Origin of the sequence: Pedobacter sp. Leaf194, from assembly GCF_001423945.1 — a bacterium.
GTDB lineage: Bacteria > Bacteroidota > Bacteroidia > Sphingobacteriales > Sphingobacteriaceae > Pedobacter.
Window position 1 is genome coordinate 47,852 of the sequence record NZ_LMPU01000010.1, and the last position, 17,433, is coordinate 65,284.

Consider the following 17,433-nt stretch of genomic DNA (forward strand, 5'->3'; position numbering starts at 1 on the left):
GACAAACGTTTGTCTAGTTTGGCATGAATTTCGTTTATTTGGAATGCAGTACTTTTACAAAAATAAAATTTGTTCACGAAGCTGTTATGCGGCGGGTAAACTCGAATTTCCATTTTTTGCGAAGACACAGGATTTTTAAAGTTTTCCTACCTTTGAATAAACAATACATTTTAAATGTCAAGATCAAAAAATAACGTTGCCATTTTAGTTCAGGCCTGCGACCGTTACAAATTTCTATACGAAGGTTTTGATCATTTCTTCTCCGAACACTGGGATTTTAAAATTCCGGGGCAATATTATTTTGCTACCGAAGAACTAGATGTTAAGATAAGTGGTTTTGAAAACATAAAATCGGGTAACGGAGCCTGGGCCGATCGACTTTCTTATCTGTTAAATACTCAAATTAAGGAAGATTATATTCTCTACTTCCAGGAAGATATGTGGCTTAGCAAACCGGTAAACCGCAGCTTTTTTACTCAGCTTTTTGATTTAGCGGAAGAAAACAACTGGAAGCATGTGAAACTTCATAGCTCGACCGTTTACAAAACGAAACCAACAGAGCTGTTTATTGATGGGTTTAATGTTGCAGAAATCGACAATAAAAAATCTGAGTTCTTAATGTCGCATCAGGTTACGCTCTGGAAAAAAGATTATTTGCTGGCACAACTTTACAAAAACGAGCACCCGTGGCGAAACGAAAGACGGGCCACAAAAAGACTGAAAAAGCTAAATCCTCAAATTTTTCACATCGATTACTTTGCAGAAAACAGCTGCGCAGAAATAAATGAAAATCAGCAGCCGAAATCGAGAAGCGAATATCACGCAGTTTCTTTTAACAGCACGCTCAATTTCAATGTAGTACACTATATAAAAATCCTCAGTAAGGGGAAAGCTGCACAGAAAAAGTATGCTGAAGAACTACAAGATCACTACGATAATAACTTAACTCACGATGGCAAACCCAAAGCGAAAAAGGAAGATATCTTCAAGAGATTTAAAAATTGGTTTGTTAAGAAAAAAGCTTAAAACCGGTTTCATGGTTTACGCTACTTCTGTACTTTCCAGCCTTCATCCTTACTCAATTTAAGTTTATAGGTTTTGGTAATAAAATTGCTGTTTTCACTCGCATCTTTATCAAATGGGGCAAAATCCGTATTCACCTTTTTTAGTGATACCGTTACTTTGGCAGTACTCGAATTGACCTGCGAGAAATCGACTGGCTTTTCATCAGATAGTACGTATTCTACAACCTTAACGGTTGCTTTATCTTCATCTTGTTTCAAAACTAAAGGACTCGCCTTTTCTGTAAGCGTAATCTGATAAACAAAACTGCTGTCTTTTGATAAAAACTTTTTATTAGCCTCTTTTAAGGTAAGAGAAACCATGCCCTTACGCTCTAAAATTTTATATTTTGCCAGTGTTATCTTATCGCTTTTGCTACTGAATTTGATTTCGCCGAAGTTGAAACGGGTCGTTTTATACTCTGGATTTGCCGTTAAAAATTCTGTAATCACCGAACCGGCTTCATCCTGATTGATGGTGGTTTTGGTTTTGCATCCGGCGAAGCCGATAAAAAGAACTGCTAAAATATAAATGGTTAATTTTTTCATGTTTATAGATTTTTGCTTTTTAAAGGTATTTATTTTTTTTAACAGTCTGAGGGTGGAACGCTGAAAGTTGGGTGAGTACAAAAAAAATCCAATAAAGAAGCGGTTTAGACTTATAAGCTTTTACTTGATGTCCTTTTCAAATATTTTAGATTTGGAAGAACCATTGCTGACAGAATTATGCATACGCCAACCCATCGCAAAAAAGAAACTTCTTCTTGCAAAACAAATCCTGCCATCATAACGGCCACCGGTAATTCTGCAGCACTTAAAATGGAACTTAGTGCCGTACCAATTTTAGGAACGCCCTCGGCATAAAACAATGGAGGAATTACGGTTCCGAAAACGGAAATAATCAAGCCCCACTTAAGCAAACTTCCGTTTAATGCTCCATTGAATAGAAACACAGGCGGAAAAATGATGAAAATTAAAATGCAGGCGCCCGAAATCATCAATGCACTTTTCTTAAGCGCAGGATATTCATTTCCGATTTTTCCGCTTAGCATTAAAAAGCCAGCATAACAAATCGCAGCAAGTAATCCGAACGAGATTCCCCTCAAATTAAGATTTGAGATAGAGGTTTCGACCATACCACTTGCCAAAACTGTTCCTGCTAAAACCAGGAGGATTGCAAAAAATTGCAAACCTGAAGGTTTCTTTTTATAAATTAAAAACTCTAGTAAAATGCTCATCCAAATAAATTGCATTAACAAAATAATGGCTACCGAATTTGGCACGAGTTTAACGCACTGGTAATAAAAAATTGAAACCAGACCTGTACAGGAACCTGCGAGAATCATTTTCCACCAGGGGGTAATAAACTTGATTTGTTTGGATTGGTATGTGGTCGTTCTGCTTTGCAAAAAGAACAAAACCCAAAGGATTACTGCGCCGAAAAAAGCTTGCGCACCAGTTACATCACCCAGGGTGTAGCCATCATGATAAGCGAGTTTTACAAAAGTAGATAAGATACCGAAGCTACAGGCACCGAAAAAGACAAGGAGAATTCCTTTTAACATTAATATATAGTTTCAATTAATTAGTTTCATGTTAAAGACATGGGCTTTTGTATCTGAGCATGAAAACATCAATAATCAGACAATTAACGCAACTGTTTAGTGTGGCGGTTTTAGCGTTTTGCTTTAATAATAAAGCATTTAGGCAAGCTGTTGCAAATATTTTTTAATGGTTGTTTCGAGGCCTAAATAAAGTGCGTCACTAATTAAGGCATGACCAATGGAAACTTCGAGCAAACCCGGAATGCTTTGCGCAAAGTAATGCAGGTTATGCAAATCCAAATCATGACCAGCATTGATGCCTAGTTTTAGGCGGTTTGCGTGGTGGGCTGCAGCAACATAATTTACGATAGCTTTTTCTCTATCTGCATAATAATTGTGTGCATAAGCTTCGGTGTATAACTCTATTCTATCTGTTCCGGTTTCGGCAGCTCCTTCAACCATTTCAACAATCGGATCGACAAAAATAGAGACACGAATGCCTTCCTTCTGGAAAACCGAAACCATTTCTTTCAGGTAATCTTTATGCTTTATGGTATCCCACCCATGATTTGAAGTAATTTGCCCTTCTGCATCTGGCACCAAAGTAACCTGAGCAGGTTTGTTGGTCAAAACTAAATCGACAAATTTATCCTCTTTACAATTCCCTTCTATGTTAAATTCTGTTGAAATTGCGGCTTTCAAATCGTAAACATCCTGATAACGAATATGACGCTCATCAGGCCGCGGATGCACCGTAATGCCCTGTGCCCCGAAGGCTTCGCAATCCAATGCAACTTTAACTAAATCAGGATTATTACCACCGCGACTGTTGCGCAATGTGGCAATTTTATTGATGTTAACAGATAACTTTGTCATGCTTCAAAGATAAGACTTTGCCTTTGTTAATCGGAAACCATAAATAAAATTGACTTTTTTTTGCTCATATTTGCTTAAAGCAATATGAATTTAAAGGATACTACACTATATAAATTTTTAATCGTTTTACTCGTACTCGCGAGCATTCCCGCACTTTTTGGGGGCGTAATGGAACCCGACGGCGCACTTTACGCATCGATGTCTAAAAATATAATTCTTTTTAGAGATTGGTTTAATTTGTATGGTCGCGGGGCCGATTGGTTGGATAAACCACACCTTACGTTTTGGATTTCTGCAGCATCATTCAAGATTTTTGGCATTTCATCCTTTGCTTACAAGCTTCCATCCTTTCTTTTCGGCCTGCTTGGGGCATGGTACCTTTATAAGTTAGCTAAAGATATTTACGGTGACAAAACAGGCATCATCAGCGCATTAATCTTTTTAAGTGCGCTACATATTATTACGTCAACTTTCGATGTGCGTGCCGAAATTTACATTACTACATTTACGCTTGCATCGATATACCATTTTTATAAAGCGCATCATTATTCTTTCTGGCATGTCGTGGCAGGAGCCTTTTTTGCCGCCTGTGCAATTCTAATTAAAGGCATTTTTGTGCTCATTCCGGTGTTTGCCGGCTTTATTATTTACTGGTTGCTAACCAAACAATACAAGCAACTGCTAAATCCGAAATGGTACATTGCTATCGTTCTAATCTTTGTTTTTATCACGCCAGAATTATACGCACTTTATAATCAATTTGATTTACACCCAGAAAAGGTCGTTTTCGGAAGAACTGGTGTTTCGGGCCTGAAATTTTTCTTTTGGGATAGCCAGTTTGGCCGTTTTTTTAACAACGGACCAATAAAGGGGAAAGGTGATGTTTCCTTTTTTCTACACACAACACTTTGGGCATTCTTACCCTGGTCGGTATTGTTTTATGCAGCAGTTATAAATCTTTTTAAATGGAAAAACCGAAACAACCTAGCGCCAGAAAGTATTATTATCTGGGCAAGCGCAGCCGTCACTTTCCTAATTTTCTCACTTTCTAAGTTTCAGTTGCCTCATTACATATTAATTATCTTTCCTCAATTTTCTATAATAACCGCTTTATTCCTTCAAAAACTTGATGGTAAAACACTCAAAGCTTTTCTTATTACTCAGAATATAATACTTGGAATAGTTCTGAGTCTGCTTCTAACCATCTGGTTCTTTTTCGGTTTCGAAAATTCGACAATAGTTATGTTCGTCATTCTCGCCGGTGCCATCTTCACATTTACTTATGTTAGAGGGCAGGAAGTAAAAACCCTAATTGGTCGCAGCGCAGCGGTTTCAATTACGCTGGCCTTATTTCTTTTTATTTTTTTTTATCCCGCGGTATTGAAGTATCAGTCTGGCATGCAGGCCGGCAACTGGCTTAAAGAAAATTACCCTAGGGCTAAACCTGCTGTATTAAATTACATTGATGCTTTTTCTTTCGATTTCTATGCGCCAGGCGAAGTAAAATACCTCCACAATTATGCCGATTTGGACAAGACGAAAAATCTGAAAGATTTGGTTATTTACGTCTCCGAAGCAGAGTTACCCAAGCTGCGAAGTGATTATCGTGCGGAAGTACTGAAAAAGTTTGAATATTTTCACATCACAAAACTAACGGGTAAGTTTTTGAATGCTAAAACCCGCAAAGAGGTTTTAGAGCATTTCTATTTGGTTAAGCTACATTAGCATGGACTTATTTTTTCGCATAATAAAATTCGGTTTAACAGGCTTGCTGGGCATGGCAATTGATTTTGGCGCAACCTGGCTTTTTAAAGAAAAAATTAAAATTGATAAGTATATCTCAAACGCAATTGGTTTTAGCCTTGCAGTAACTAATAACTACCTGATAAACCGAGTATGGACTTTCCAAAGCACCAACACACATTGGGGCACAGAGTTTAGCAAATTTCTGATGGTAAGTTTAATAGGACTGGCACTTAATACTTTTATTATTTACCTTTTTCATCAACGCAAAAACGGAACGAACTTTTATGTAGCAAAATTTTTTGCAATCGTAATTGTGTTTATCTGGAATTTCCTGGCTAATATGATGTTTACTTTTAAGTAACGTTTTTCCCGATAAAATAGAACACAACAAGCCAGATTATTCCCTTTATCAGGAAAAATAAAAACCCAGCTAATCCAACCCGCTTAAACCATAATTTTACTTTTTCTTTGTTCATGGCGCTGATGTAAAGATAACGGATTTGAACTAAATTAGAAAGATTTTAAATAAGGAATGATGAACTTGTCGAAATTAATGAGCCTGTTTTTATTGATGCTGATATCAACCCTGAAACTTTCGGCGCAAAACTTTCTAGCCATAAAACGCTACAAGGTAAATTTTTCAATCGCCACCAAAGCAAACGAACAGTTAATTGCGATGAGGAGTTTTACAAACAACAATACAAAGTATTTGCTTTTGATTGATCCTAAAACGCTTGATACAAAAGTTGATTTAGCGGACAATTATTCCTTAAAAAGTGTAGACTATTTTAATGTACTTGCCCTTTTTAAAAATACCGCCTACGTAAGAGCGCTGGACGCCGCGGCTGCAAAAGATCTGCAATTGCAGAACGCCGGAATAGACCATTCCATCCCTAATGAAAAAGGTATTACCTTAACGATTGATTTATGCCCATCTCACAAACCATTAGACAGAATAATATTCCAATCCGTTTTGGATGAGTTTAAAAAGATTGAAAAGCCAGCGCCTTTGGCAATCTCTGTATCTGGAAAATGGATGATTAAACACCAGGAAGATTTAAATTGGTTGAAAAGTTTTGCTGACAAAAAAGAATTGAATATTACCTGGGTAAACCATAGTTACAACCACGAGGTGAACAGTTTGCCTCTTGCAGAAAATTTTTTACTTGCGCCAGGAACCAATTTAGATATAGAGGTGCTTGAAAACGAGAAACTGATGTTAAAAAATGGCTTAATACCTTCTGCTTTTTTCCGTTTTCCGGGTTTGGTTTCAGATAAAGCGATAGTACAGAAAATTGAAGCCTATGGCTTAATTCCTATTGGCAGTGATGCCTGGCTGGCGAAAGGGCAACAGCCAAACGCAGGCAGCATTGTATTGATTCACGGTAACGGAAATGAAGAAACTGGCGTAAAAGATTTTATTCAACTATTAAAAACCAAACAAAATGATGTTACCGATAAGCAATGGTTACTTTTCGACCTACGCCAGGGATTAGAAAAGGAATTTTAGCAGCACTTTAACCTCAACCGCAAACTAACGAAAATTAAACCTACACACCACCACCTTCCCGGAAAACTCCACTAATTGATAGGCAATAGTTTCGTACTTCAAAACTTCGCTTTAACCGTTACAGAGTTACTTTCTGCCTGGCAACAATTTAATTTCCTTTGCCTTGAAGCGATTATTTACGATTTCTCCAGTTATCTCAGCTTTACTTACTGCGTTACAGAAGCCATGTTCTCCATGTGCATCACCGAAATCATCAATTCCCTTTCCATCAACGAAGTAAGGCTTACCGTCGATTTTAACGGCGAGCTCACAATCTTTCCCTTTCATTTTGAACTGACATTCTCCGCAGGCAATATCAACAGTTTGTTTAGTAATTATCTTTGTGGGATTAGCCTTTGGGCTTGTTTGAGCATTTGCGCTTAATGCAAAAACAGATAGAAATAAAGCAAATAATAACTTTTTCATTGTTTTCTTTTTTCAAAGTTAGCTTAAAAGAATTACTTTATTGAGGAAATAGAGAAGCGTAGCGAGCACAGAATGTTAGCAAGTAAGGAGCGCTTAGTAAAGGAATTTATGAGGAAATGGTTTATTGCTTCTTTGCTTTTTAGCCACGGAAGGATGGTGTTGAATTAAATTGCTTTTCAGACTTAAAATTTATTAAGATTTAGTGGTGATGGTTTTTAACTTTTTGGCCACGCAAACACAGAAGGCACTGAAGGATAGTGTTGAAGTAAATGTGGTATAATTTTCATAGCAGCAATGAGATTTCTTAGGAATGATGATGCGCCGTTTCGAAATATTTTAAGCTAATTGTTGTGAGTAGGAACCGCCACTATAGTCTTAAAAAAAAGGGATATGCAATTTGCACATCCCTTTTTAACATTAGACTCGCAACTATTTTAGTAACGATATTCGTCAGATTTAAAAGGCCCTTCAACTTGAACGCCAATGTAATCTGCCTGGTGTTGATCTAAAACTTCTAATTCTACTCCAATTTTCTCTAAGTGCAAACGGGCAACTTTTTCGTCTAAATGCTTAGGTAAAGTGTAAACCTTATTCTCGTAAGCAGCAGTGTTAGTCCATAGCTCTATTTGCGCCAGGGTTTGGTTCGTAAATGAGTTACTCATTACAAAACTTGGGTGACCAGTTGCACAACCTAAGTTTACCAAACGGCCTTCAGCAAGCACAATTACATCTTTTCCATCAATTGTGTATTTATCAACCTGAGGCTTGATTTCAACTTTAGTATCGCCATAAGCACCGTTTAACCAGGCCATGTCAATTTCGTTATCAAAGTGACCGATGTTACAAACGATAGCTTTATCTTTTAATGCACGGAAGTGTTTCTCACGAACAATATCACAGTTACCTGTAGTTGTAACTACAATATCAGCCTCTTTAATTGCTGTATCTAAACGTTTAACTTCGTAACCTTCCATCGCAGCTTGTAAAGCACAAATCGGGTCGATTTCAGTTACGATTACACGTACACCCTGAGAGCTTAACGATTCTGCAGAACCTTTACCAACATCGCCGTAACCACAAACAACAGCTACTTTACCGGCCATCATTACGTCAGTAGCACGACGAATCGCATCTACCAAAGATTCGCGACAACCGTATTTGTTATCAAATTTAGATTTTGTTACCGAATCGTTTACGTTAATTGCAGGTGTGTGCAATGTGCCGTTTTTCATTCTCTCGTACAAACGGTGAACACCTGTTGTCGTTTCTTCTGATAAACCTTTAATTGCTGCGATTAACTCCGGATACTTATCGAAAACCATGTTGGTTAAATCGCCACCATCATCTAAAATCATGTTTAATGGTTGTTGCTCAGGACCAAAGTGTAACGTCTGTTCAATACACCAATCAAATTCTTCCTCATTTAAACCTTTCCAGGCATAAACCTGAATTCCAGCAGCAGCAATTGCAGCAGCGGCGTGATCCTGAGTCGAAAATATATTACATGATGACCAGGTAACTTCAGCACCCAGCGCAATTAATGTTTCGATTAATACAGCCGTTTGGATAGTCATGTGCAGGCAACCTGCAATACGAGCACCTTTTAACGGTTGCGTTGGACCGAATTCTTTACGTAAACTCATTAAACCTGGCATTTCTGCTTCGGCTAATTCGATTTCTTTACGGCCCCATTCTGCCAGTGAAATGTCCTTAACTTTGTAAGGGATGTAAGTTGTCTCTACTGATGACATATTGTTTTTGTTTAAATTGTTGTAAATTAGGAGGTTAAGAGAATTATAAATTAAACTTGCCCACTATTTGCCCATCTCAATTGAAAACTCTTTACCTTTAATGCCTCAAAATTACGCAATACTTTAATCAATTTCAAAGGCTTAAGTATTAATTAAGTCAATGATCATTTTGATATGATATATGCTACATCAAAAGACACCGCACGTCTACATGTCCATGTATTGCACTAATAGTAAACTTCATTTAGTTAATGGATATAGATAGTGTCGTCTGATGGAGGTGGCAAAACTTCTCTTTTTACATTGCTTACCCTATACTTGCCTTTTAGCGGTTCAACAATCACTAATTCATGATGAACATCAAAGGAGTAACCATCCTGGACAACCAGCTTGATGAGCTCATCTATCCCAATGTACTCTCCTGACGGGCATTTCCTAACCAATTTTTCTGGAAACTTTTTGCCAATGCGCGTAACAACATTGAAGTGCCCCTTCCATTTCCCTATACAATCGCAGTTAAAGATAAAAGTTCTTTCAAATGGACTACCATACGTTATAGATAGCCTTTTGTCATGATTTATTGCCGCTGTATCAGCAACAAAGTAAAGTTTTTTTCTCTCCTGAGAATAACCGACAATTATGATGGAGGCGAGCAGGATTGTAAAAAATATCGTTTTCATATCTATTAGGTTTAAGGGCAACACACATCAAGAGCTTAATCACCCCCTCTATTCCACCGCACTTACTTTCAGTACGAACATCAACAATTTTATTAGGGAAATTTTTACCAATCTTTAATGCAAAACTGAAATGGTCTTGCCTTGGATTTAGGTATCCACAACTGAAAATAGAAAGTGCATTCGAAAGAACTTCCATAGACTATCGTCAAGCCTTATCAGGATTCCGTGTGGACCTGTCAGCTAAAAGACATTGAGGTTGTTGGGCTGGACAATCTAGAGTGATAATCATAAGAATAAATGAGAAACTTGCTGTTATCACCATCTTAGTTATTCTGTGGTCAATTTTGAAATCATTCTTTTAAGCATTTAAAATTTAGATAGCTTCACAACATCGTGAATTACAATATACAAAATTTTCAAAAACATAACATCATTTTTTAAACGTAACCTTGATTACGCTCCGATTAACTTAACACTTACTCCTAATTAAAAATTTACGCAACGGGTCCAAGTCAAAACCAAATAAATGATTTCGATATTTAATGTCCATAGCCTAATGTAACCAGACGACCAAAATCCTTAAAAGGACTCTGCCATTGCTTTCCTGTTTAATATCGTGGTAGATGTCTCTTTTGAAAAAATATTAACAACACGAATAAAAGTTTGATTTACAGGCGATTATTTGTTAAATTGAGACAACCAAATTAAACAATTATGAAAAGTGTAAAACATCTGTTAGATGCCAAACAGGCACGCATTATCTCTGTAACCGAGAACAGTTCGGTTTTAGATGCATTAAAAGTCATGACTGATAAAAACATTAGTGCGGTTCTTGTTATGCAAGGCGCACTGCTTTCCGGCATTTTTACAGAACGCGATTATGCACGAAAAATCATCCTTCAAGGCAAATCTTCAAAAGATACGATGATAAAAGAGGCGATGACCGCGAATCCCATCTCCATTAAACTTACTGATACCATCGACTATTGCATGGAATTAATGACAGAAAAGCACATTCGCCATTTACCAATTGTAGAAAATGATGAAGTTAGGGGCATGGTTTCAATCGGCGATGTGGTTAAATTCATCATCGCAGATCAAAAACAAACTATTTCACAACTGGAAAGCTACATTAGCGGATAGTCTCCGGTTTTATTTCCACCGCCACTCCCCTGCTATAGTAAGTGGCTCCTTAAGGTTTTGCGATTCTAAAAACGCTCTCAATTCTTCTTCGCCTTGCACGCCAACCGGAATTTTCGGTGTATTAGCCAAGGCATAGGCAAGCATTGCGCTATATCGAACCGTATTTTTAAGTTCCTGTTCATCAACCAGCTTGAAACTATCACCATCAGAATGGTAAAAAGGACCTGAATTATTTGGTAATTTTCCACCGGCTCCGCCCCCCGTAGGGATTCCTTCCAGCATAAATGGCTGATGATCGCTATGCAAACCGGCGCCTGCGTTAAATAAATTTTTGAAACCTGTATCAATCTTAACAATTTCAGCGCCCCAGGCAGTAAACAGTTCTTTCATCTCTGCTCTCGAAGTCGAAAATCCTTTAGGATCATTAGTCATGTCGTAATTAAGCATGAATTTAACCTGCCCAATAACTCCACCTTTTTTCGCCTGATCTACATACGCCTTCGAACCTAGCAAACCTTGCTCCTCGCCCATAAACAAAACAAACTCTACAGTTCGTTTAGTATTCAAGTTAAGTTTTTTAAAGGTACGGGCCATATCCATAATTGCAAAAGAGCCGATACCGTTATCAATTGCGCCTGTTGCTAAATCCCAGCTATCCAGATGCCCGCCAACAACAATCTTATCTTTGCGCATTTCTGAGCCTTTAAATGTTGCAATAACATTCCTTGCTTTAATCAATCCGGAAAAGTTCGTCATGGCAATGTGCGCAACCTGACTTTGATTTTTTAACTTTTCTTTAAGCAGCATGCCGTCTTCCAAACCAATGCAAACGGCAGGTATTGGTATTAGTTTACCGGTTACTGAGGCCGTTCCCGTTAACAATACGCCGTCTTTAACGGTGTTTATAATGATAACGCCTTTAGCGCCATACTTTGTTGCTATAGCCGTTTTTTCCGACCGGTGTAATGCCTTTGTGCCAGCTGCCGAACCTGGCAAAACGCCCAAATAAATTAATGCAATTTTACCCTTGAATTTAGCAGGGTTTGCCTGATAATCTACTTCCAGGCCGTTACCAGCATCAACAATATCACCAGTAATATCTGCTGTAACAGGCGAATGCGCCAAGGTAACAGCTTTCATTTTTACCAGGCTGCCTTTATCGTTACCAACTTCAACATTGATGGTTTTCCTCGCCCAGCTTTCTACTTCAAAGGGCTGAAATCGAACATCACAACCATAAGATTTCAACAAATCGAAAGCATATTGTTCTGCCTTTGCGCCATTCGCAGAGCCTGTTAACCGGTGGCCAATGGTTTCAGTTTCCTGTTTAAGTGTTTGATAAGCTCTTGAATTTTGTTGAACGTCGGTGTTGATTTTTTTAAAAACGTCGCCGAAATTGTCCTGAGCCTGAACCATAAAAGAAGTGCAAAGTAATGCAGAAGCGAAAAAATATTTCATGAAATGTCGGTTTGGGTTGTCGATTTATGGGTTGAAAATACAAAATATTAATTTATACGAATCGCTGTAACGTATATTTTGCCTGACCTTAGCAAATTCCGCACTACTATTTTATGTACCGCAAGTATAAAGCAGGTTAAACCACAGTCAGAAATTTGGAAGAAACCGGCGAAGTTACAATAACAACTTCGAGTAGATTACGGAGATAACGAAAGATTAAGATTCGACGTGAATTGTTTTCTTCGGAAAAACTAAAGAGGCTACAACACTAATAACAAGAATGCTTAAGATGACAATTAGCGAATGTTCGGTTGTGAAACCCCATTTCTCGAGGTAAGAATGAGCAACCATTTTTACACCTATAAAGGTTAGCAGAAATGCTAATCCCGTTTTTAAGTAATGGAATTTGTGGATAATATTTACAAGTAAAAAGAACATAGACCGAAGTCCCATGATTGCGAATATATTTGAAAAAAACACAATGTATGGGTCTTTAGTTACTGCAAAAATGGCCGGTATAGAATCGACAGCAAAAAGTAAATCAGTAAACTCAACAATTAGCAAAACCAAAAACAATGGTGTTACCATTCTTTTTGCATTAATTTTTACGAAGAATTTTTTGCCTTCATATTTAGGATGAATCGCGAAGATTTTCGATGCCCATTTTACTACAGGATGATTTTCAGGGTCGATTTTATCATCGCCTTCTTTACTAAAAAACATTCTTATACCGGTAAAAACTAGGAATGCGCCAAAAACATAAAGTATCCAGGCAAATTTGGTAATTAATGCAGCACCAACGAAAATGAAAACGAAGCGCATTAAAATTGCACCTAAAATACCCCAGAAAAGCACACGGTGGTAATACTTTTCTTCAACTGCGAAAGCAGAAAATATTAGCACAATTACAAATATGTTATCTACAGACAGCGCATATTCAATTACATATCCCGTTAAAAATTCTAAGCCAAGGTTTTGCTTATAAATGGATAAGCTTTGCTCAAAATTGCCGGGGATTAAGGTAATATGGTGTTGATGTTTGACAACAATTTCTTTCAGGTGCGCAAAATCTTTAATTCCGTGCAGCTCCTGGCCTTCGGTTATCAGAATAAAATAAAAGCCAATGGCGAAGGCAACCATAATTAAGCTCATTATGCCCGCTTGCTTTAAGCTTACAACATGTTCTTTTTTACTGAATAAACCTAAATCGAGCGCTAAAATAAGCGTGATGAATAGCAGAAAACCTATGCTGAAAAGTAACTCGTTGCTCATTATTTTTTACGTTCGGTGGTGTATAGTACGAGTTGTTCCAACCCTGTTCTTGCCTCTCCAGCTTCAAATTGATGCAAAATCTGAAATGCCTCGTTTTGATAATCCTGCATTTTTTGATTTGCATAAAATACGCCGTCCTTTGCGTTTACAAAATCTATAATCTGCTGAATTTTTGCCGGGTCGTCCTGGTGGTTCTTAACAAGGTTAATAATTCTTTTGCGCTCCGGTTTATCGGAGTTATTTAAAGCATAAATTAAGGGAAGGGTAACTTTTTTCTCTTTAATGTCGATTCCTAAAGGTTTACCAACATCGTCGGTTCCAAAATCAAAAGTATCATCTTTAATTTGAAAGGCAATTCCAACCTTTTCACCAAATAACCGCATCTTTTCAACAGTTGCATCATCGGCCCCGGCCGACGCCGCTCCTGCAGCACAGCATGATGCAATTAAAGAAGCGGTTTTCTGGCGGATAACATCGAAGTAAAGTTCTTCAGATATATCCATTTTCCTAACTTTCTCAATCTGCAACAACTCGCCCTCACTCATTTGTTTAACTGCTTCTGATACAATCTGTAACAATCTATGTTCGTTATTGTTTACAGATAACAACAAACCTTTCGCTAACAAGTAATCGCCAACCAAAACGGCAATTTTATTTTTCCATAAAGCGTTGATGGAGAAAAAACCGCGGCGTTCATAAGCGTTGTCCACAACATCATCATGCACCAAAGTGGCAGTATGTAAAAGCTCTACCAACGCTGCGCCCCTGTGGGTAGATTCTGTAATTCCGCCGCAAAGTTTGGCAGCAAAAAACACAAACATTGGGCGCATTTGTTTGCCTTTTTGTTTAACAATATAATGGGTAATCCTATCAAGCAGCGGGGCATCGCTGTGCATGGAATCTTTAAAGGTTTTTTCAAACGCTTTAATATCAGCTGCTATAGGTTTTTTTATCTGTTCGATTCCCGGCATTAAGTCGAAAAATTTTGATTGCAAACTTAGGTTAATTTCCTATAAAAGTTTACATTTAATAAAATATTGCATTGAAAAAACGCTATAAAATTCTATTAGGTCTTTCGGTTTTGCTAATCGGAACATATTTCGCCGGGCCTAAACCCAAAAAGCCTGTTTACAATGAAGATTTAACCAGGGTACCCGACATTTCTGAACTGGAAAGCTATATCAAAACCATCGAAAGTGGTCATAAAATTAAACCAGGTAATGAAGCTGAAATCATATGGGCCGATTCTACCCACAAGCAAACGAAATATTCTATTGTTTACCTTCACGGTTTCTCGGCCTCGAAAATGGAAGGAAACCCGACACATTTAAACCTGGCAAAAAAGCTAAAGGCAAATTTGTTTCTTCCGCGTTTGGCAGAACATGGTATCGATACCATTGCGCCAATGCAATTTTTTACTGCCGATAAACTTTGGGAAACGAGCAAGCAGGCACTCGCCATTGGAAAAAAGCTGGGTAAAAAGGTTATTATTATCGGCACCTCAACAGGCGGAACAGTAGCCATAAAACTCGCGACCATTTATCCGGAAATCAATAGTTTAATTTTAATTTCGCCCAACGCGGCGATTAATGATAAAAACGCATGGCTTTTAAACGACCCTTGGGGCTTGCAGATAGCCAGAAAGGTTGTTGGAGGTGATGAAAGACGTGTTTTAGATAGACGGAGCGATGAATATAGAAAATATTGGTGCACCAATTACAGGCTGGAATCATTGGTTGAACTTGAAGAACTTGTTGAAAGTACAATGACTAAATCGGTATTTGCAAAAGTAAAACAACCCGTTTTAATGCTTTATTATTTCAAAAATAACCTCGAACAAGACCCTGTAGTTCGTATTGATGCGATGCTTAAAATGTTTAACGAATTGGGAACGGCGCCAGAGTTGAAAAAGAAAATCGCTATCCCTAACGGTGGAAATCATGTTTTAGGGTCGTACATAACTTCCAAAGATTTACCAAGTGTAGAGCTTGCAATTGACAATTTTGTTGGCAATGTTTTGAAGATACCGGTATCACAGCAGTAGTTTTTATTTTTCGATTTTTTAACCCATTTATATGAAGTTTTGCGCTAGTCTAATCCTGTCTTTAATTCTTGTATCCTGTAATATTTTTGCGCAGAAAACAGAACAGGCGAAGCCTTTAATAATTGGCGAAGTTCAGACCATTCAATCGGAAATTTTAAAAGAGAACAGAGCACTCAACATTTACTTGCCCGAAGGCTACAGTACCAATTCTGCTACAACTTACCCCGTAATTTATCTTCTGGATGGTTCTGCAAACGAAGATTTCATTCATGTAGCAGGTTTAATTCAATTTTTGACGATGATTGAAGCCATGCCGAAATCTATCCTGGTAGGCATTGCAAATGTGGATAGACGGAGAGATTTTACATTTCCTACTTCCATCGAACAGGATTTGAAAGATTTCCCAACCACAGGCAAATCAGAAAATTTTATCCAATTTATTGAAGAAGAACTTCAACCTTTTATTCAGAAAAAATACAAAACAAGCAATTCGAAAACAATTATCGGCCAATCGCTGGGCGGGTTATTGGCGATAGAAATTCTCCTGAAAAAGCCTCAGCTTTTTACCGGTTATTTGATAATTAGTCCGAGTTTGTGGTGGAATAAGGAGTCGCTTTTACTTCAGGCACCGAAGTATTTACAAAAACTATTGCCAAAGGGCACGGAGGTTTACCTATCAACAGGGACTGAAGGCAAACAAATGGAGAACGATGCCAAAAATTTATTAGCACTTTTGCGACAACAGAATAACATTAGAGTGGAATATCTGCCGCTTCCGGCGGAAAATCATTTAACAATTTTGCATAACGCCCTTTATAAAGGATTTATGTTTTTGTATCCGAAAATGAAATAGCTTTCCGATTTGCAAACGATCTAATTTTTAATGTTTTTTATGATAATTTCTGCGTGAACCCGGGAGTTTTCAATGAAAAGCTTGTGTGTATCTAAGCCACCACAAACCACGCCCGCGAGGTATAAGCCATTAACGTTTGTTTCCATCGTTTCTTCGTTGTAAACAGGGCAAAGGCTTTCAGGTAAGTTGATCCCAAATTTCCGTAGCATCGAAAAATCCGGCTGGTAGCCCGTCATGGCGATTACAAAATCGTTTGGAATGGTGCTTATACCTTCCGGCGTTTTAATGTCTACCTCACCTGGCCTAATCTCCAAAAGTTCAGCGTTAAAAAGTGCCTTTACTTCGCCCTCCTTAATTCGGTTTTGAATATCCGGCCTCACCCAGTACTTAACATGAGGACCCAAATCGCCGCTGCGAATCACCATAGTAACATTTGCACCCTTTCTATAGGTTTCGAGTGCAGCATCGACGCCAGAGTTGTTTGCGCCTACAACCACAACATTTTGAAAGGCATACAAATGTGGGTCTTTATAATAGTGCGTAACTTGTGGCAAATCCTCACCAGGAATATTCATCATTAATGGTACATCATAAAAACCTGTTGCAACAATTACATTCCCAGCGGTGTAACTGGATTTAGAAGTCGAAATCTCGAAAATATCATTCGGTTTTTCAACCTTTTCAACACGTTCAAACAGGTTGATGTTTAATTCGAATTTCTCAGCAACACGACGATAATATTCAATGGCTTCATTCCGGTTTGGCTTAGGGTTGATGGTTACAAACGGGACACCGCCAATTTCAAGTTTTTGCGAAGTTGAAAAGAAGGTCATAAAAACGGGATAATTGAACAGGCTGTTTACCAAAGCACCTTTTTCAATTATTACATAGCTTAAGTTAGCTTTTTTTGCCTCTATAGCACAAGCCATTCCGATTGGGCCGCTGCCAATAATTAATACATCGTAATGTTTTTGATTTGCCAATAGATTCTATTTATTTATGATATTGCCTGTCTAACTCGATATTTAAC

General features: G+C 37.9%; 17 protein-coding genes. 7 read left to right on the top strand and 10 right to left on the bottom strand.

Annotated features, from left to right (window positions below):
• Nucleotides 1–174: 174 nt before the first annotated feature.
• Nucleotides 175–1,026, top strand: coding sequence for a hypothetical protein (locus ASG14_RS14765; protein WP_056871851.1), 852 nt, complete (start codon nt 175–177; stop codon nt 1,024–1,026).
• A 20-nt stretch (nt 1,027–1,046) separates the two neighbouring features.
• Here ASG14_RS14765 and ASG14_RS14770 read toward each other — a convergent pair whose 3' ends face one another.
• From ASG14_RS14770 to ASG14_RS14780, 3 genes are all read right to left on the bottom strand, one after another.
• Nucleotides 1,047–1,610, bottom strand: a complete 564-nt coding sequence (locus ASG14_RS14770) for a hypothetical protein (protein WP_056871852.1) — start codon at nt 1,608–1,610, stop codon at nt 1,047–1,049.
• A 110-nt stretch (nt 1,611–1,720) separates the two neighbouring features.
• Nucleotides 1,721–2,626, bottom strand: coding sequence for a DMT family transporter (locus ASG14_RS14775; protein WP_056871853.1), 906 nt, complete (start codon nt 2,624–2,626; stop codon nt 1,721–1,723).
• 138 nt (nt 2,627–2,764) lie between these two features.
• Nucleotides 2,765–3,481 (bottom strand): pyridoxine 5'-phosphate synthase, encoded by a 717-nt coding sequence (locus tag ASG14_RS14780; RefSeq protein WP_056871854.1) that lies wholly within the window; start codon nt 3,479–3,481, stop codon nt 2,765–2,767.
• Nucleotides 3,482–3,565: 84 nt separating this feature from the next.
• Here ASG14_RS14780 and ASG14_RS14785 point away from each other — a divergent pair, with 84 nt between their 5' ends.
• From ASG14_RS14785 to ASG14_RS14795, 3 genes are all read left to right on the top strand, one after another.
• Nucleotides 3,566–5,206, top strand: coding sequence for a glycosyltransferase family 39 protein (locus ASG14_RS14785; protein ID WP_056871855.1), 1,641 nt, complete (start codon nt 3,566–3,568; stop codon nt 5,204–5,206).
• A 1-nt stretch (nt 5,207) separates the two neighbouring features.
• Nucleotides 5,208–5,588, top strand: coding sequence for a GtrA family protein (locus tag ASG14_RS14790; protein WP_056871856.1), 381 nt, complete (start codon nt 5,208–5,210; stop codon nt 5,586–5,588).
• Nucleotides 5,589–5,780: 192 nt separating this feature from the next.
• Nucleotides 5,781–6,737 carry a polysaccharide deacetylase gene (locus tag ASG14_RS14795; protein ID WP_157274945.1) on the top strand — a complete coding sequence of 319 codons (957 nt, stop codon included), beginning with the start codon at nt 5,781–5,783 and terminating at the stop codon, nt 6,735–6,737.
• A 126-nt stretch (nt 6,738–6,863) separates the two neighbouring features.
• Here ASG14_RS14795 and ASG14_RS14800 read toward each other — a convergent pair whose 3' ends face one another.
• The 3 genes from ASG14_RS14800 to ASG14_RS14810 all read right to left on the bottom strand — a co-directional run bounded on the left by ASG14_RS14800 (nt 6,864) and on the right by ASG14_RS14810 (nt 9,633).
• Nucleotides 6,864–7,202 carry a DUF6370 family protein gene (locus ASG14_RS14800; RefSeq protein ID WP_056871858.1) on the bottom strand — a complete coding sequence of 113 codons (339 nt, stop codon included), beginning with the start codon at nt 7,200–7,202 and terminating at the stop codon, nt 6,864–6,866.
• A 434-nt stretch (nt 7,203–7,636) separates the two neighbouring features.
• Nucleotides 7,637–8,953 carry an adenosylhomocysteinase gene (ahcY, locus tag ASG14_RS14805; protein WP_056871859.1) on the bottom strand — a complete coding sequence of 439 codons (1,317 nt, stop codon included), beginning with the start codon at nt 8,951–8,953 and terminating at the stop codon, nt 7,637–7,639.
• A gap of 248 nt (nt 8,954–9,201) precedes the next feature.
• Nucleotides 9,202–9,633, bottom strand: a complete 432-nt coding sequence (locus tag ASG14_RS14810; protein WP_056871860.1) for a hypothetical protein — start codon at nt 9,631–9,633, stop codon at nt 9,202–9,204.
• Nucleotides 9,634–10,347: 714 nt separating this feature from the next.
• Between ASG14_RS14810 and ASG14_RS14815 the strand changes: the two genes are divergently transcribed.
• Complete coding sequence (locus tag ASG14_RS14815) at nt 10,348–10,776, top strand: CBS domain-containing protein (protein WP_056871861.1); 429 nt, start codon at nt 10,348–10,350, stop codon at nt 10,774–10,776.
• A 9-nt stretch (nt 10,777–10,785) separates the two neighbouring features.
• Here the strand turns inward: ASG14_RS14815 and ASG14_RS14820 are convergent, their stop codons facing one another.
• From ASG14_RS14820 to ASG14_RS14830, 3 genes are all read right to left on the bottom strand, one after another.
• Nucleotides 10,786–12,234: a M28 family peptidase gene (locus ASG14_RS14820; protein ID WP_056871862.1), complete on the bottom strand. Its 1,449-nt coding sequence runs from the start codon at nt 12,232–12,234 to the stop codon at nt 10,786–10,788.
• A 216-nt stretch (nt 12,235–12,450) separates the two neighbouring features.
• Entirely contained in the window at nt 12,451–13,506 is a 1,056-nt protein-coding gene (locus ASG14_RS14825) for a TerC family protein (RefSeq protein WP_056871863.1), read from the bottom strand.
• Nucleotides 13,506–14,477, bottom strand: a complete 972-nt coding sequence (locus ASG14_RS14830; protein ID WP_056871864.1) for a polyprenyl synthetase family protein — start codon at nt 14,475–14,477, stop codon at nt 13,506–13,508. Before ASG14_RS14830 ends, ASG14_RS14825 begins: the two co-directional genes overlap by 1 nt.
• A gap of 71 nt (nt 14,478–14,548) precedes the next feature.
• Between ASG14_RS14830 and ASG14_RS14835 the strand changes: the two genes are divergently transcribed.
• Both ASG14_RS14835 and ASG14_RS14840 read left to right on the top strand, forming a co-directional pair.
• Nucleotides 14,549–15,550: a carboxylesterase gene (locus ASG14_RS14835; RefSeq protein WP_056871865.1), complete on the top strand. Its 1,002-nt coding sequence runs from the start codon at nt 14,549–14,551 to the stop codon at nt 15,548–15,550.
• Between the two features lie 31 nt (nt 15,551–15,581).
• Nucleotides 15,582–16,403, top strand: coding sequence for an alpha/beta hydrolase (locus tag ASG14_RS14840; protein WP_056871866.1), 822 nt, complete (start codon nt 15,582–15,584; stop codon nt 16,401–16,403).
• A 20-nt stretch (nt 16,404–16,423) separates the two neighbouring features.
• Here ASG14_RS14840 and ASG14_RS14845 read toward each other — a convergent pair whose 3' ends face one another.
• Complete coding sequence (locus tag ASG14_RS14845; RefSeq protein ID WP_082491626.1) at nt 16,424–17,386, bottom strand: YpdA family putative bacillithiol disulfide reductase; 963 nt, start codon at nt 17,384–17,386, stop codon at nt 16,424–16,426.
• Between the last annotated feature and the right edge of the window lie 47 nt (nt 17,387–17,433).

Coding starts and splice junctions, on each gene's coding strand:
- ASG14_RS14810 (WP_056871860.1), bottom strand. CDS start 9,633: ATGAAAACGATATTTTTTACAATCCTGCTCGCCTCCATCATAATTGTC.
- ASG14_RS14820 (WP_056871862.1), bottom strand. CDS start 12,234: ATGAAATATTTTTTCGCTTCTGCATTACTTTGCACTTCTTTTATGGTT.
- ASG14_RS14840 (WP_056871866.1), top strand. CDS start 15,582: ATGAAGTTTTGCGCTAGTCTAATCCTGTCTTTAATTCTTGTATCCTGT.
- ASG14_RS14770 (WP_056871852.1), bottom strand. CDS start 1,610: ATGAAAAAATTAACCATTTATATTTTAGCAGTTCTTTTTATCGGCTTC.
- ahcY (WP_056871859.1), bottom strand. CDS start 8,953: ATGTCATCAGTAGAGACAACTTACATCCCTTACAAAGTTAAGGACATT.
- ASG14_RS14775 (WP_056871853.1), bottom strand. CDS start 2,626: ATGTTAAAAGGAATTCTCCTTGTCTTTTTCGGTGCCTGTAGCTTCGGT.
- ASG14_RS14815 (WP_056871861.1), top strand. CDS start 10,348: ATGAAAAGTGTAAAACATCTGTTAGATGCCAAACAGGCACGCATTATC.
- ASG14_RS14785 (WP_056871855.1), top strand. CDS start 3,566: ATGAATTTAAAGGATACTACACTATATAAATTTTTAATCGTTTTACTC.
- ASG14_RS14825 (WP_056871863.1), bottom strand. CDS start 13,506: ATGAGCAACGAGTTACTTTTCAGCATAGGTTTTCTGCTATTCATCACG.
- ASG14_RS14830 (WP_056871864.1), bottom strand. CDS start 14,477: ATGCCGGGAATCGAACAGATAAAAAAACCTATAGCAGCTGATATTAAA.
- ASG14_RS14780 (WP_056871854.1), bottom strand. CDS start 3,481: ATGACAAAGTTATCTGTTAACATCAATAAAATTGCCACATTGCGCAAC.
- ASG14_RS14795 (WP_157274945.1), top strand. CDS start 5,781: ATGAGCCTGTTTTTATTGATGCTGATATCAACCCTGAAACTTTCGGCG.
- ASG14_RS14765 (WP_056871851.1), top strand. CDS start 175: ATGTCAAGATCAAAAAATAACGTTGCCATTTTAGTTCAGGCCTGCGAC.
- ASG14_RS14790 (WP_056871856.1), top strand. CDS start 5,208: ATGGACTTATTTTTTCGCATAATAAAATTCGGTTTAACAGGCTTGCTG.
- ASG14_RS14800 (WP_056871858.1), bottom strand. CDS start 7,202: ATGAAAAAGTTATTATTTGCTTTATTTCTATCTGTTTTTGCATTAAGC.